Here is a 14,657-nt window from a genome sequence, read left to right on the forward strand (position 1 = left end):
TTTTTGGACGCATGCAAGAGGACGACAGCAACACCCAACACCCCCCCAGACAGGCCGTGGCTTTGCGTTATCAGAAGAGCCAGGATCCTGCGCCGCGCGTGACCGCCTCCGGCAAGGGGCGTATCGCCGAAGTCATCATGGAACGCGCCAGGGAAGCTGGAGTTCCGCTTATGGAAGATCCCGATCTGGTGGGGCTGCTCGGCAAAGTCTCCCTGGGGGAGTCCGTTCCCAGGGAACTTTACAAGGCGGTGGCTGAAGTGTTGGCCTATGTTTACCGGGTCAACAAAGGGGTGCATGCCAAAAAGTAGGGGTGGCAAAACAACGCCTGGTGGCCTGTAGGGCAATCGCATTTGACATGGACCCACCCAAGGCCATGATCGCTTTTTGGAATTGGGGTCCAGGGGGCTGGCTTCCTGGTGGGTCAAGGGCAGAGCCCTTGCGGGGTCCGGGGAGCGCCCCGTTATGAAACGACGCGATTTGATTGACCATCTTGAGAAATTTGGCTGCGAGTGACCCAAACTTTTCTTGCGATGGTACTGACTTGCAAGGTTGCCAAACAGTTATGGACAGGCTGTCACACCCTGCCTTCAGACAAAAAAGCACTCCACAAAAAACGGCCCGTCCGCAATGCGGAAATAGGTTTTAACCGAGGAGAAGTTGACCTTGACCGCCATGCTGTATTGATCGCCAAAAACGACGATGGGAGGGGTCAGGGCAATCTCTCCCAAGGCGTCGGCCAGGCGGGACTGCAAGCCACCGGCCACCAGATTGGTCAACTCGCCGAAAGCGTCCTGCGATATTTCAGTCGACATGGTCTCCATGGGCTCACCAGAAAAGGAGCTGCTCATGGCCAGGGCGACGTGCATGGGTGCGGAGAGATGAATCCCCCCATCCAGGGCGCCGCTCAGGCGCACGACACCGGTTACATCCGCCCGTGGCGGCGTATAGGGTTCGAAGGCGGGCTTGCGGAACGTGGGCCCTGATTGAACCTCCAGGGAGAGGAAAGCCAGAAAAAATTCATGCACCGCTTCCTGGATGGCCCGGGCCAATTGGTCGTGCACCTGAAGACCTATGGAACAAATGAAGCCAAAAGGAACCAACCACACCGAAGCCGGCTCGCCCTCCTTGCCAGGTCGAGCCAACTTCGGTGATGGTTGACTTGTTCAGACGGACGGTTGGTTATGCACCTTCGTCGCGAACCAGAACCAGCCCTCCCAGAGGTGGAACGGTGATGCGGACGGAACACGGCTTGCCATGGAACGGAATCTCTTCCGCCGTGGCGATGCCCATGTTGCCCACGCTGCCACCGCAATATTCGGCTGCGTCGCTGTTGAGTCGTTCGCGGTAGACGCCCATCTTGGGGACGCCGATGCGATAGTCATGCCGGGGAACGGGTGTAAAGTTGCAGATGACAATGGCTTCTTCGTTGTTCAGGCCACGCCGCAACCAGGAGATGACGCTCTGGTCATGGTCATGGCAGTCGATCCACTCGAAACCGCCCGGTTCATGGTCCAGATTGTTGAGGGCCGGCAAAGAGGTATAAAGGCGGTTCAAATCCCGGACGAGGCGCCAGATTCCCTGGTGGTAGGGGACATGTTCCAGCAAGTGCCAATCCAGGCTGTATTCGTGCGTCCACTCCCTGCCTTGGGCAAACTCGCCACCCATGAAGAGCAGCTTTTTACCGGGATAGCAGAACATGAACGTATAGTAGACGCGCAGGTTGGCGAACTTTTGCCAGGCATCACCCGGCATCTGGTCCAACAGGGAACATTTGCCGTGGACCACCTCGTCATGGGAGAGCGGCAGGATAAAGTTTTCGTGATACCCGTACAACATGCCAAAGGTGAGCTTGTTGTGATGGTGACGGCGATAGATGGCATCCTTGCGCATGTAGCTGAGGGTATCGTTCATCCAGCCCATGTTCCATTTGAAGCCGAACCCAAGCCCTCCTGACTCGATGGGTCTGGAGACCATGGGCCATGCCGTGGACTCTTCGGCAATGGTGATGGCGCCACCACCCTGCTGGTAGACCAGACGATTGAGACGCTTCAGGAACTCGACAGCTTCCAGATTTTCATTGCCGCCGTAGCGGTTCGGCAGCCACTGACCCTCCTGACGGCTGTAATCCTGGTAGAGCATGGAGGCCACGGCATCGACGCGCAACCCGTCGATGTGGAACTGATCGATCCAGTAGAGGGCGTTGGCAATGAGGTAATTGGAGACCTCATTGCGGCCATAGTTGTAGATCAGGGTGTTCCAATCAGGATGGTAGCCGAGGCGCGGATCGTCGTGCTCGTAAAGGCAGGTGCCGTCGAAGCGGCCCAGGCCGTAGGAGTCGGTCGGGAAGTGACCCGGAACCCAATCCATGAGAATGCCGATACCGGCCTGATGGAAACGGTCCACAAAGTAGCGTAAGTCGTCCGGAGAACCGAAACGGTTGGTTGGCGAAAAGAGGCCGACAGGCTGGTAACCCCAGGAAGGATCGTAGGGAAACTCGGAAATGGGCATCAATTCGATGTGGGTGAAACCCATCTCCTGGACATACGGGACCAACTCGTCGGCCAACTCACGGTAGCTCAACCAGCGGTGCCCCTCTTCGGGCTTGCGTTTCCAGGAGCCGAGGTGGACTTCGTAGATGGACATGGGGGTGTGGTAGAAGTCGTGCTTGGCACGCTTTTCCAACCAGGCGCCGTCCTCCCACTGATAGGTGCTGTTGGCAATGATGATGGTGGCGTTGCCGGGAGGAGGCTCGAATGCCCGGCCATAGGGGTCCGCCTTGAGCGGCACGAGGCCGCCATAGGAGCCTTTGATTTCGTATTTGTAGATGTCACCGGCCCGTAACATGGGGAGGAACAACTCCCAGATGCCGCTTTCCACCCGCAGCCGCATGGGATGCCGACGTCCATCCCAGCTGTTGAAGGGGCCGACGACGCTGACCCGCAGGGCATTGGGCGCCCAGACCGCAAACAGGACGCCATCAACGCCGTCGATGACCTGTGGGTGGGCCCCCAGGCGGTCATAAATGCGCCAATGGTTTCCTTCACCGAAGAGGTAATTGTCCATATCCCCCAGAACAGGCCAGAACCGGTAGGGATCCTCCATGTCGATGGGGCCCTGCCCGAAGTCAGCCCGGATAAGATAGGGGAAGGTTTTGTACTGATTCGCGATCTCCAGAGCAAAAAAACCCCAATCGTGGATTCGTTTCATCTCGCCCACGACAGAGGAGGTATCCCGATTGACCAAAAACACCTGATGAGCGCCAGGCAAAAAGGAACGCACGGTGAGACCCCCCTCACCGGCAGAGTGCATGCCCAGGAATGCGAACGGATCCCGGCAGTCACCATAAACCACCTGGTCGATCAGGTAGGAAGGATGCAGGTTGGCGTTGATTGCTTGATCGTGTGTCGTCATATTGCTCTATCTCCCTGTTATTCCCATATCCTGGAAAAATGAAACTGGAGAACAACCCCATCCGTTTCCCCCCCTGCAACGGAGCCGGGAATCGGTTTTTCCTGGAAATTTCTTGATGCGTGGCGGAAGCCGCGCGCCTATTGCACAAATCGATCACCGCATTGTACCCAAATTCCCATTCCACATCAATATTTTTTACCCACCCTCACCAGATTCACGACCGGACGGTTTCCGGGAGAAACCTAAATGGCATCGGTATGAACGGGGGGTGTGTTTTGCGGAACGGCCTTTTTTGGGGGGGATAGCCCTTGCTCGATGTTGTGTAGGCGATCCTCCCACTGTTGCATCATTTTTTTGGCCTCCTCAATCGTTTTGCGGGCCGTATCCTGGACTTGAGGAACATGTTCATCGAATGTACGTCGGCCCGCTTCTCCCAAAGCATGCAGCCCTTCGAGAAAATGCTGCTGGGCGCGCGCCAGATCCGCCTGGGTTTCCTCTGGAGAATTTTTTTTCTGTGCCTCCTTGGGCGCGTCGCCTTGACCGTTGCCAGGGGATGGAAGGGCCTGTTGCGCCGGGACGTTCGGCGCGGGCGGAGACGGAGAGTTGTCGCCCGCTGCCCGGACGGCAAGGGGAAACAAGGCAACGGCCAAAGCGAGTGAAAAAAACACACGACAGGTCATGGCGCTTCTCCTGGCAGGATCGGTGTTGTAAACGACCATCCCAAGGTGGTCATTTGCGTGGTCATTTGCGGATAGGCGACACCACCTTCCCGAACGATGGCTGCGAAGGTGTCGTGGTCGGCCCACAGGGTTTCAGTGATTTCCCGACTGCGACAGGTCGGTTCCCCCTGCCATGCGTCACAGCGAAAAATAAACCCGACATGTGGAGACTCCTGCTCCAACATGGGAACGACATCCACCATGCTGGCGTCATGCAGCGACAAACCGACCTCTTCGCTGACCTCTCGGCAGAGGGCGGCAAGCAACCCCTCACCAGCATCCACATAACCACCGGGGAAAGACCATTTGCCACTGCGGTGATCCCGATAGTTGAGACGCACGAGCAATACTTGGAGCCCAGTGGCGTCTGACTCCCGGCGGATGATGATGACATGAGCTGAGAGGGTGGCTTTGGCGATCATGGGTTTTCATTCCTGTCATGTTGGCAGGGACACATCGCTGTATCTGGCAGGGGCGTGTGCCTGGCGTTCAGCCGGTGTCCTCGTAGACAATCTTCCAGGTGTCGTTCTCCAGGCGCCAGTATTGTCGGCGCAGGGGCTGTCTGAACAACTCCTTGCCTCGGACCTCCTGGGTAAAGGTGACAACGATCATACGTCTCTCGGAGGGGTACCCGAGGATGCTGATGTCGGAAAAGCTGGTCTCTTCGGCAGCGCCTTCACGGAACAAACGGCGCAGATATCTGGACCAACTGGCAAGGTTATGGTGGTCATTCTGGAACGACGCTGAATAGTGACGCAGCACCCGGTCCGCGTTGCCGCTGAGCCAATCCTTGTGCCACTCCTGCGTAAGCGAGAGAAACCAGTCGAGTTGGCCTCGCCACTCTACGGGGTCCAGCCATTCGATGGCATGATCGATGACCACCGGAGTGCCGATCCCAACCATCTCACCCAATGTTTCAAAATCGATGTTGGTCATGGCGACGCACCCATCGCTGGATTGGGGGGGGCGGCTGTAGGTGACGATGGGAGTTCCATGCAACCAGATGCCGTCTCCGGTCTTCTTGTGGAGCCGGTCCCATTCGTTGGGGTAATTGATCGGCATGGCTCCGAAGCCGTAAAGGGGTGGAAGTTTGTATCCAGGCAGGTATTCCGTGATAAAATAGAGACCGACGGGGGTTCGTTTGTCCCCCTTCAAAATTTTTCCGGGACCGTTTTTGCCGCTTGAGATGTAGTAGTTGGCGATCAGCTCGGGTTGTCCGTTGATGCGCCGGAAGAGGTAGAGTCGGGATTTGGAGAGATCCACGACGATGGCATTGCTCTGCGCACGGGAGAGGTAAGTCAAATCCTGGGGGATGGCATCCCTGGGCGGATATTCGAGGAGATTGCGCAACCGTATCCGGGCCTCTTCCATGAGGTGCATCACTTCAGGGTCATTCTCCTGGCCGTTGCCAAAACCGCGCAAACGACCGGCCAAGGCCATGTACAAGTCTCCCTGAATCATTTGCGCCAGGTGGAAATCAGGTCTTTGCCGGGTCAGATCGCTGATCTCCCGCAACGCAGCCTTGATGTCGTTGTGCAGGATGGCGTCCAGGCTCTTCACGAGAGAACGTTCGGTTTTGGAAAGGTAATCCAGCGGAGAGAAGGAGTTCGATGCGTCGGCCAGGGCACGACGCCACGGACCGCCAAGGCAGAGAGATCCAAGGAGCAGCAGCAAAACGGCGAGAGTCAAGACATGGCGACGTCTACTCATCCACCCCTTCCTGAAAAATTTTCCACACCTCGCCCTCTTTTTTCATCAGAATGGTCTTGCGGACGACATCGTGGTATTTGTCGGAGTGGTAGCTTTGAGTGAAGCTGACCCGCGCTCTGTCCGGACCTTCCGTGCGAATCTGCAGATTATCCAGGCCAACGCGAATTGACTTGGCATGTTGAATCAAAGATTTGCGCTTTTTTGACCACTCCTCGCGACGGGAAAAGCCTGCGGGCAGGCGAAAATCACGGGAGTAGGCGGAGAGATACCGGGGTACCTGTTTCTCGGACCAGGCCTCGGCCCAATCACGCAGAGTTTTTTCCACGGATCCATCCTGTTGGCCTGAAGCTATTGTTGTGTGGGGCCGTACCGGTTCAGACTCTCCGGTTTTTTTCTTGTGGCGGCCTTTTTCTTTTGTCGTTGAAGTTGATGTCGCCATCCGGGCGGAAGGGGGCATTCCGCTCTCCTTCTCGACCGCCTCGAAGACCTGGTCGATCCGGGTCATATCTGCAAGGCGAACGGTCTGATCCGCTGTTCTGAGCGGGCCCTTGGTCAATTGCTTCATGGCGGTTGGCGCTTCATCCTTGATGGCTTTTTCCTGAACCTCCTCCTTGACCACCTTGCCGGTCGGTTCCTTGACGGGAATCGGGCCGGGTTCGGCGCCTCCCTTCTTAAGGTTGGCAACCGGCAGGCCCACCTTGTCGACGGAGAGAGGAGATTTCTCCTTGGCTTGCTGTTCCAAAAGGGCGGATCTCTCCTTTTCTGCGCGGATTTTGGCTTCGATTTCAGCCCGGGAACGTTCCTGGCTTTCGGCATCGGCTCGTTCCCGCTCATCACCTCGGACGAGCGCTTGTGCCTCGGCACGAATCTTATCCATTTCCGTCTTGCGGATCTGGTCGGAAATTTCAGCATGGAGCTTTTGGCGGACTTCAGTACGTACCTGTTCCAGAACCTCCGTGCGAACCTGGGCGATAGCCTCGGCGCGGAGTTTATCCACGGCTTCGCTACGGACCTTGGCCAAGGCTTCGTTGCGGGCGCGGCGCAAAAACTCCTCCGAGGGTTGCGCCATGGGCATGCCTCCCGGTCCCTGGGTCAGGAAAATGTTGCGGATCAGAGCGAGTTTGGCCTCGGTAGCGGGATTTTCCTTGCTGATCTGCAAGGCTTTTCGATAGGACTGGGAGGCGAGCTTGGCATACACATCGCCCAGATTTTCTCGCGCCGTCGCGTACTCAGGCCGGGTGTTGATGGCCTTGAGAAGGACATCGCGGGCCTTCTCCAGTTGTCCCTGTTCGGCGTAGAGCACGGCCAGATTGTTGAAGGGTTCAGGGCGGTCCGGGAACTCCTCGGTCAACTCCTGAAAGGCTTGAATGGCTTCAGATAATTTTTGCTCTTCGGCCAGGATGAGCCCTCGGAAAAACCTGGCCTGAACGTCCTTGGGATTGGATTTGAGATATCCGGTCAGCCGGCTCATGGCTGCTGCGAGTTGTTTCTTCTCCAGCAGTGCCTGAATCTCCCCGATCTCCCCGGCCTCGGCCCGTAGTGCCGGAGGCACACAGGTGAGAAGAAAGGCGGCGATCAGTGATAATCGGGTAAAAATCCGACCTGTAACGCGCATGTTCCGTGCACTCGCAAAAAGCAATGGGACGTGACGTGAAGAGTTCGCTGGAGTATAACCACACACCGCCGCAACCTCAACGACCCTGCTTGCAGGCGTTCCCCACGACTCGTCAGATGGGCAGAAAAATCAAAAACTGAAAGGCCTGTTTGATCAATCTTTTTGTCTTCTGCGCCACCACCTGAGACAAGGCATCCTGGAGACCAATCATTTTGCCGAACAGCCGCTCATAGCTGAGATTGCGAACCGTCCCATCGCTTTCGTTGCTGAGCAGAAACAGGTTGCCATGCTGATCTTTCTCCTGCGTCAACAACCAGAGGGCCAGCTCCAGATTGCGGGCGCTGTTGTACAATTTTTGCGGATCCAGGGAGTCCAAAACGAAAAAATCGCGTTTGTCATTGTAGGATGCCATGACCATGGAACCGAGACCAACGGTGTAGGCGAGCACCCGGTCACCGTCGAAGGAGTCCTGGAATGCCTGACGGATGCACTCAACCCCCTTCAGATGGTTAAGCTCGGCAAACTCCCAATTGTGAAAGGATCCGAAGACCCGCGCAACGTTGGCGTCGGCATGATGGACCGTTCCCCGCAGCAACTGGTTTGGATTGCGCCGGTAAAGTTTGATCATCAAAAGTTTGATGTAGCCAATGACCTCGCGCTGATTGGTCTCGATGAACAGATTGACATCCGTCTTTGCGAGATCGGACCAGGAAAAATTGGTGTTGCCCCGATCCAGGGGTGTCTTGTCCGCCGCTGATCTGGCGCAACCCGTCTGCACGAGAAGGAGAGCCAGGACAAGCAACCAGGCGCTCCCGCTCATGCGCTTCCGCGTCGAAGGGCTCCTGCACTGGTCAGTGGGCCACCTTCTCCTTGCGCCTTTGAGCATAACCATTCCGGACAGCAATGTAGGGATCGAGTGTCGCCGTGCGCACGGTTTGAAACTCTTCCAGACGGAGAGATGTCTGGTTGATTTTGGAAAAGGCCTTGATCCCGACCCGGTCCAAAAGATCTTCGGGCTTGTAATTCAAGGGATCCAGGAAGGCGTCACCGATCTCGCCGACGGTGTCCCGTGCGTTGGATGGACCCAGCAAGGGCCAGACCAGATAGAGTTGATCTCCCACACCGTAGCGGCCCAATGTTTGTCCGAAGTCGGCGTCGCTGCCGTGCAGGTTGAAGTGCAGGGATGCCACGTCGAAAAGACCGGCGACTCCCAGGGTCGAGTTGATGACAAAACGCCCCAGATCCTCGCCGGCGGCCTGGATTTTCCCCTGCAACAAGGCGTTGGTGAAGTGAATAGGCGATTTCAGGTTTTGGAAAAAGTTGCGGACGGCGATACGCCCGCCCTCCGGGATCAAGGCGCCGTAACCCGTGGCCAGAGGTTCCACGATCCATTCGGAGGCCTTGTCGTTGACGGTGAACATGACCCGATTCCAGGGTTCCAGCGGATCGGAGACGGCCATGTCGCCTTGGGTACGCTCCTCGGCTGCCCACAGGGCATCATCGGCGGCGGATTGATCCCTGGTTGGGGGGGAGGCGGTATCGGCCCGGACCGAGGTCGGGGCGGCAGCCAGAAAAAGGGCCATCGTGGGCAAAACGAGATATCGCACCAGAATTTTCATAAATCCATCCTATGACCGGCATTCCACCCCAGGGGGGAGAGGTTTTCCCGTGCCTTGCGTGAGGGGGTATGATGAGGGATAATCAATAAAATTGCAATTCGCTCTGGATGCGTCTGTCCGGTTGCGACAAAATCCCATCCAGGAAGCCGACCGCACACTCCTCATGATCCTGATGCTTCGCAACCTTGGCCGCATGTCTCTCCAGAGATTCTGGAGCATGGGGCACATGTTTGTTTTCTTGCTGACAGCCATCCTCAGTGTGGTGCGCCCGCCCTATCGCCCGGTCAACCTTCTCAAGCAGATCGTGTTCATCGGGATTCGTTCCCTGTTTGTCATCGTGCTGACGGCTGCGTTTGCCGGCATGGTCTTGGCTCTACAGGGATATTATATCCTCTCCCGCTTTGGTTCCGAAGGGATGGTTGGACCCATGGTTGCCCTGGCCATCGTCCAGGAGTTGGGGCCGGTGTTGACTGCCCTGATGGTGACCGGGCGGGCCGGTTCGGCTATGGCGGGTGAACTGGGCGTCATGCGCATCAAGGAACAGGTCGATGCCTTGGAGTCCATGGGGATCAACCCCCTCAAATATCTGGTTGCCCCAAGACTGGAAGCCAGCCTGATCTCCATGCCCATCCTGACTGCCATTTTCAATGTGGTGGGCATCTTCGGGGGGTATCTCGTGGCGGTGCAACTTTTGGGCATGTCCAGTGGCACCTATTGGGGCGGCATCGAGGCCAAACTGGCTGCCAAGGATATTTACATCAGCATGATCAAATCCGTCAGTTTTGGGTTGGTGGTGGCCTGGGTTTGCACCTACATGGGGTATTTTACCACCCGGGGTGCGGAAGGGGTCGGACGCTCCATCACCTCGGCTGTTGTCCTCAGCTCCGTTCTGGTCCTGATCTGGGATTATTTCATCACCTCGATCATGCTTTAGGTTTGAGAGATCTGCCGTGTCCAGACACAAAAACACCTCAGACCAGATAAAAACCGATCGGACCCTCGGGGAGATGCTCATCAAGGCGGGACAGATTTCCCAGGACCATGTCGAATGGGCCTTGGCGCATCAGGCCGGTCAGATCGAACCCGATCTTCTGGGGGAGATTCTGATCCGGGATGGGGTCATCTCTCAGCCCGAATTGATGGAGTTTCTGATCGCTAAATTTATCGAGGAGCGCAGGGAGTATGCGGCACAACCACCCCCTCCCACGGCCATCCGCTTTGCCGGAGTGACGAAAACCCTCGACGGACGCAAGGTTTTGGATCGGGTCGATCTGGAGATACCCCAGGGCAAGATTACGGCGATCATCGGGGTCAGCGGCGGGGGCAAGAGCGTCTCGCTCAAACACATGATCGGCCTGATGGCCCCGGATGCGGGACAGGTCTTTGTCGGCGATCAGGAGCTGGGAAGACTCTCCAGGAAGCAGTTGTTGGAGGTGCGGGAACGCTTCAGCATGTTGTTCCAGGGGAGTGCCCTGTTCGACTCCATGAGCGTTTTTGACAACGTCGCCTTTCCCCTGCGGGAAAAGACCCGTCATGGCGCCAAGTCTATCGCCAAAATGGTTCACAAGACCTTGTCCCAGGTCGGGTTGTCTGGCGTGGACGGCAAGTTTCCGGATGAGTTGAGCGGTGGCATGATGAAGCGGGTGGCACTGGCGCGCGCCCTGGTGACGCAACCGGAGGTCATCCTGCTGGACGAACCGACAGCTGGCCTGGATCCGATCATCGAAAACGCCATTCACCACCTGATCTGTGAAACATACATGCGAACACGGTACACCATGGTGATCATCAGCCACGCCATTCCACAGATTTTCAACTGGTGCCACCATGTACTGGTGCTTCACGAGGGCAAGATTCTGGAATCCGGCCCCGCGATCGTCGTCATGGCGTCGCAACATCCGGTCATCAAACAATTCATCAATGGGAGCCTGATCGGACCGATCAAGGTGATCTGAATCCCGGGGAAGGCAGTCGATGACAACACAATCCGTCAAATTGGAACTGGCAGTCGGCGTTTTTGTTCTGGTGGGCATCCTGGCCTTGGGGTGGCTCTCCATCAAGATGGCCCGCATGGAACTTGTCGGCGGAAATTTCATGACCATTCATGCCCATTTTACCTCCATTTCCGGGCTCAGGAGCGGAGCCGCCGTGGAGATTTCCGGCGTCGAGGTGGGGCGGGTCATAGCGATCGACCTGGACGCAAAGCAGTTCGATGCCCTGGTCACCATGAAAATCCGCCGTGATGTGCCGGTGCAGGAAGATGCCATCGCTTCCGTCCGCACCAAGGGCCTCATTGGCGACCGATATGTCAAGATCACCCCGGGTGCCTCGGATACCGTGCTGAAATCCGGCGATCGCCTGGTCCAAACCGAGCCCGCCATCGACTTTGAGGAACTGATCAGCCAGTTCATCCATGGCAGCGTGAAATAATGGCTTCCGTTCAGAGGTGACATCCATGTCCAGATACCGCTTTATCTCTCCTCTCACGTCGTTTTTGTTTTGTGCTTTCCTCTTTCTGCCCTGGACCGCACAGGCAGAGGCCACCGCGACCGTGGGCGCCATGGCGTCGTTGCAAAAAGCCATCGAACAGGTCATCGAGCTTCTCAAGGATCCACAATATGCCGCCCCCGAGAAACACGCGGCGCGGCGCGAGTCCCTCAAGAAGATTATTTACCACGAGTTCAATTTTCACCTTATGGCCCGTGGAGCCGTCGGTCCTCGTTGGCGGGAGTACACCCCGCAACAGCAGGAGCGCTTCAGTGAACTTTTCAGGAAGGTTCTTGAGGATACCTATCTGGCCAAGATTGAGGGGTATCAGGGGGAGAAGGTTGCTTTTATCAAGGAGGTCGCCGAGAGTCCAACCATGACTCGGGTGGAAAGCCATGTGCATGCCAAGGGTCAGGAGTATGCCATGCAGTATCGATTGACAAAGTCCATGGAAGGGCATTGGCAGGTTTTCGATGTCATCATCGAGGGGGTCAGCCTGGTCAACAATTACCGTTCCCAGTTTCAGGCGATCCTGGGCAAGGAGGGGCCTGCCGGTTTACTGTCCCAGATGGAGACCAAATTCGGTTCCAAGCCATGATCGATCATTTTGCCGATCGAATTTTGACCAGGGCGCACGCCACCTCGCCTCTGGTGGTGGGGATCGACCCTGATTTCGATCAGATGCCGATGGTTTTGCGCCCGGTCGATACCACGCCGGATTCGGTCCGTTCCGCCTTGACAACCTTCTGTCGGCTGGTTCTGGAGGCTTCCGCCGCGATGGTTTGCGGGGTCAAGTTTCAGTCCGCCTTTTTCGAGCAGTTTGGTACGGTTGGCCTGGGCGCCCTGGCTGAGGTGATGGCTCTGGCCCGGGCGATGCAGCTTCCCATCATCCTGGATGTCAAGCGGGGTGATATCGGTTCGACTTCGTTGGCTTATGCACGGGGTTATTTGACTGGTGGTGGTTCCCTGGGCGGGGGCCGGGTGGGAGGTTCCGATCTGGAAGCGGACTGCATTACGGTCAACCCTTTCATGGGGGAAGATGCGGTCGAGCCCTTCCTGCGGCTGGCTGCCGAAAATGGCAAGGGGGTGTTGTTTTTGGTCAAGACTTCCAATCCTGGTTCCGGCCTTTTCATGGGGGCGAAGACAAGCCGGACCGAAACGGTTTCAGACCGCATCGCCTGTCTCGTCAACGATTGGGCCGGGAAGAGCGTGGGCAAAAGTGGTTATGGGCTGGCCGGCGGTGTGGTGGGCGCGACCTTTCCCGAAGAGGCAGGTCGCCTGCGTGGATTGATGCCCCGAGCGATCATCCTGGTTCCCGGCGTGGGGTTTCAGGGCGGTGGCATCGAAACGCTCCGCGCCTTTTTTGATGCGGATAGAAGTGGTGCTTTGGTTCCCATGTCCCGCTCCCTGACCTACCCGGAACATGCCGGCACCACCCACGACACGTTTCAAAAGGCCGTTCATGAGGCGACCCAACGCTATGTGACCCTCTTTCGGGAGCGGTTGTGCGGTGTGCCGCCGGCGGTGGGATTCTGAAAGCATTGACTGGGAAATATGACACCGAGAGAGCTGTTTGGACGTCTTGCTTTGGGTGAGGACAGCCGACACCAGTTCAAGGTTGATGTCCGGAACGATATCTCCTTGGCGGCAGAGATGATGGCCTTTGCCAATTCGGGTGGGGGCGTTTTGATGATCGGCGTCGATGACCAAGGGGACGTTGTGGGTCTGACTCCAGAAAAGATCCGCCGCTTGAACCAGCTCATTGCCAATGCGGCATCGCAAGAGATCCGTCCGCCGCTGAATCCGGTGACGGAGAATATCCGACTCGATGCGGGTGTGGTGATGGTGGTGAACGTTGCTGACAGTATCGCCAAGCCCCACACCGATCTCCAAGGCGCGATCTGGGTCAGAAACGGCGCCGATAAGCGCCGCGTGACGGCCCGCGAAGAGATGCAGCGGCTTTTTCAATCATCATCCTTGGTCCATGCCGACGTGGTTCCCGTTGCTGGAACTTCGGAGGGTGATCTTGACACAAATTTGTTCCATGCTTATTGCCATAAACGCTACAAGGAAGAGGTGGATCGTCTGGATCTTCCATTGCCGAAACTCCTGGAAAACCTCAACCTGGCCCGGGAAAGTGCCCTCAATTTGGCCGGATTGCTCCTGTTTGGCCGGGATCCGCAACGCTGGCGTCCTCAGTTCATGATCAAGGGGATGACCTACCCCGGTCGGGAGATCGACCTGGATACCTACTGGCTCAACCGTGTTGATTTGATGTGCAGAAATGTTCCAATGCTCCGGGAACAGCTCAACCATGAAACGAGGTCCAGGGGGCTGGCTCCCTGGCTTTGTCCAGGGCAGCGCCCTGGTGGGGTTCGGGGCGAAGCCCTGACAAAGGCTTTCATTTCCAAGCTTTTCTTGAAAGAGTGCGGAATAGGCACGAAAAGTGAGCACTTCAAATCAAGTCGGTTGGTCCACTACATGGATTGTGAGGATCTGTTTGGGCCTTTTCCAGATCTGTTTCGCCGTGCTTTGGCTTTTGTCTTGCGCAATGTGCGTCATGTTCAGGGTGCCAGGGGATCAACTCGAAAGGGCGTCCTGAAATACCGCGTATCGTTTTGGAGGAGATTCTGGTCAACGCTCTTGTGCATCGGGATTATTTCATTTCAGCGCCCATCCGGATCTTTGTTTTTTCTGACCGGGTGGAGGTGATCAGCCCGGGACATTTGCCCAACCATTTGCGGATTGAACACATTCGGCACGGTGTCACCAATCTGCGCAATCCGGTTCTCGCATCCCATGCCAGTCACGTGTTGCCCTATCAGGGGATAGGCACCGGCATCATGCGCGCCTTGCGGGCGCATCCTGACATGCTTTTCACGGAAGACCGTGACAGAAACCAGTTTAAAGTCAGCATGGGACGTCCCTCTTTTCGGGAGTCGGCTCCGTTTTCGGGTGCTGCGGCGGGAGAATAAAAAAATTTTATCGAAATTATCTTTGAACAAATAAAATTTTGTCGTCATGGTGTCTTGACAGGGTGGGGGGCAAGGATGCACCATAGGCCGGCGAGTTTAGAAGATGGCGATTTTCTAATAT

Annotated in this window: 14 protein-coding genes and 1 pseudogene; 7 read left to right on the plus strand and 8 right to left on the minus strand. The window is 56.8% G+C overall.

Annotation, left to right across the window (positions count from 1 at the left end):
* Positions 1–11: 11 nt before the first annotated feature.
* Positions 12–308 (plus strand): EscU/YscU/HrcU family type III secretion system export apparatus switch protein, encoded by a 297-nt coding sequence (locus tag HQL63_02010; protein MBF0175613.1) that lies wholly within the window; start codon positions 12–14, stop codon positions 306–308.
* 279 nt (positions 309–587) lie between these two features.
* Here the strand turns inward: HQL63_02010 and HQL63_02015 are convergent, their stop codons facing one another.
* The 8 genes from HQL63_02015 to HQL63_02050 all read right to left on the minus strand — a co-directional run bounded on the left by HQL63_02015 (position 588) and on the right by HQL63_02050 (position 9,074).
* Positions 588–1,061, minus strand: a complete 474-nt coding sequence (locus HQL63_02015) for a chemotaxis protein CheX (protein MBF0175614.1) — start codon at positions 1,059–1,061, stop codon at positions 588–590.
* A gap of 118 nt (positions 1,062–1,179) precedes the next feature.
* On the minus strand, positions 1,180–3,411 hold the full coding sequence (gene glgB, locus HQL63_02020) for a 1,4-alpha-glucan branching protein GlgB (GenBank protein MBF0175615.1): 2,232 nt from the start codon (positions 3,409–3,411) through the stop codon (positions 1,180–1,182).
* A gap of 242 nt (positions 3,412–3,653) precedes the next feature.
* Complete coding sequence (locus HQL63_02025) at positions 3,654–4,091, minus strand: hypothetical protein (GenBank protein MBF0175616.1); 438 nt, start codon at positions 4,089–4,091, stop codon at positions 3,654–3,656.
* The gene (locus tag HQL63_02030) at positions 4,088–4,552 is read right to left on the minus strand and encodes an NUDIX hydrolase (GenBank protein ID MBF0175617.1); all 465 of its coding nucleotides are present in this window, start codon (positions 4,550–4,552) and stop codon (positions 4,088–4,090) included. The genes HQL63_02025 and HQL63_02030 overlap by 4 nt, the downstream gene beginning before the upstream one ends.
* 67 nt (positions 4,553–4,619) lie before the next feature.
* A complete protein-coding gene (locus HQL63_02035) occupies positions 4,620–5,840 on the minus strand; it encodes a L,D-transpeptidase family protein (GenBank protein ID MBF0175618.1) in 1,221 nt (406 codons plus the stop codon).
* A complete protein-coding gene (locus HQL63_02040) occupies positions 5,833–7,455 on the minus strand; it encodes a tetratricopeptide repeat protein (GenBank protein MBF0175619.1) in 1,623 nt (540 codons plus the stop codon). Before HQL63_02040 ends, HQL63_02035 begins: the two co-directional genes overlap by 8 nt.
* A gap of 112 nt (positions 7,456–7,567) precedes the next feature.
* Positions 7,568–8,275: a hypothetical protein gene (locus tag HQL63_02045; GenBank protein ID MBF0175620.1), complete on the minus strand. Its 708-nt coding sequence runs from the start codon at positions 8,273–8,275 to the stop codon at positions 7,568–7,570.
* Between the two features lie 31 nt (positions 8,276–8,306).
* Positions 8,307–9,074, minus strand: a complete 768-nt coding sequence (locus HQL63_02050) for a VacJ family lipoprotein (GenBank protein MBF0175621.1) — start codon at positions 9,072–9,074, stop codon at positions 8,307–8,309.
* A gap of 163 nt (positions 9,075–9,237) precedes the next feature.
* Here HQL63_02050 and HQL63_02055 point away from each other — a divergent pair, with 163 nt between their 5' ends.
* The 6 genes and pseudogenes from HQL63_02055 to HQL63_02080 all read left to right on the plus strand — a co-directional run bounded on the left by HQL63_02055 (position 9,238) and on the right by HQL63_02080 (position 14,536).
* A complete protein-coding gene (locus tag HQL63_02055) occupies positions 9,238–10,008 on the plus strand; it encodes an ABC transporter permease (GenBank protein ID MBF0175622.1) in 771 nt (256 codons plus the stop codon).
* 205 nt (positions 10,009–10,213) lie between these two features.
* Positions 10,214–11,029: an ATP-binding cassette domain-containing protein gene (locus tag HQL63_02060; protein ID MBF0175623.1), complete on the plus strand. Its 816-nt coding sequence runs from the start codon at positions 10,214–10,216 to the stop codon at positions 11,027–11,029.
* Between the two features lie 19 nt (positions 11,030–11,048).
* Positions 11,049–11,504, plus strand: a complete 456-nt coding sequence (gene mlaD, locus HQL63_02065; protein ID MBF0175624.1) for an outer membrane lipid asymmetry maintenance protein MlaD — start codon at positions 11,049–11,051, stop codon at positions 11,502–11,504.
* Positions 11,505–11,529: 25 nt separating this feature from the next.
* The gene (locus HQL63_02070) at positions 11,530–12,159 is read left to right on the plus strand and encodes an ABC transporter substrate-binding protein (protein MBF0175625.1); all 630 of its coding nucleotides are present in this window, start codon (positions 11,530–11,532) and stop codon (positions 12,157–12,159) included.
* Positions 12,156–13,097, plus strand: coding sequence for an orotidine-5'-phosphate decarboxylase (pyrF, locus tag HQL63_02075; protein MBF0175626.1), 942 nt, complete (start codon positions 12,156–12,158; stop codon positions 13,095–13,097). The genes HQL63_02070 and pyrF overlap by 4 nt, the downstream gene beginning before the upstream one ends.
* Before the next feature lie 306 nt (positions 13,098–13,403).
* Positions 13,404–14,536 (plus strand): annotated as a pseudogene (locus tag HQL63_02080) (hypothetical protein).
* Positions 14,537–14,657 lie beyond the last annotated feature (121 nt).

It is taken from the genome of Magnetococcales bacterium (assembly GCA_015231175.1).
Taxonomy (GTDB): domain Bacteria; phylum Pseudomonadota; class Magnetococcia; order Magnetococcales; family DC0425bin3; genus HA3dbin3.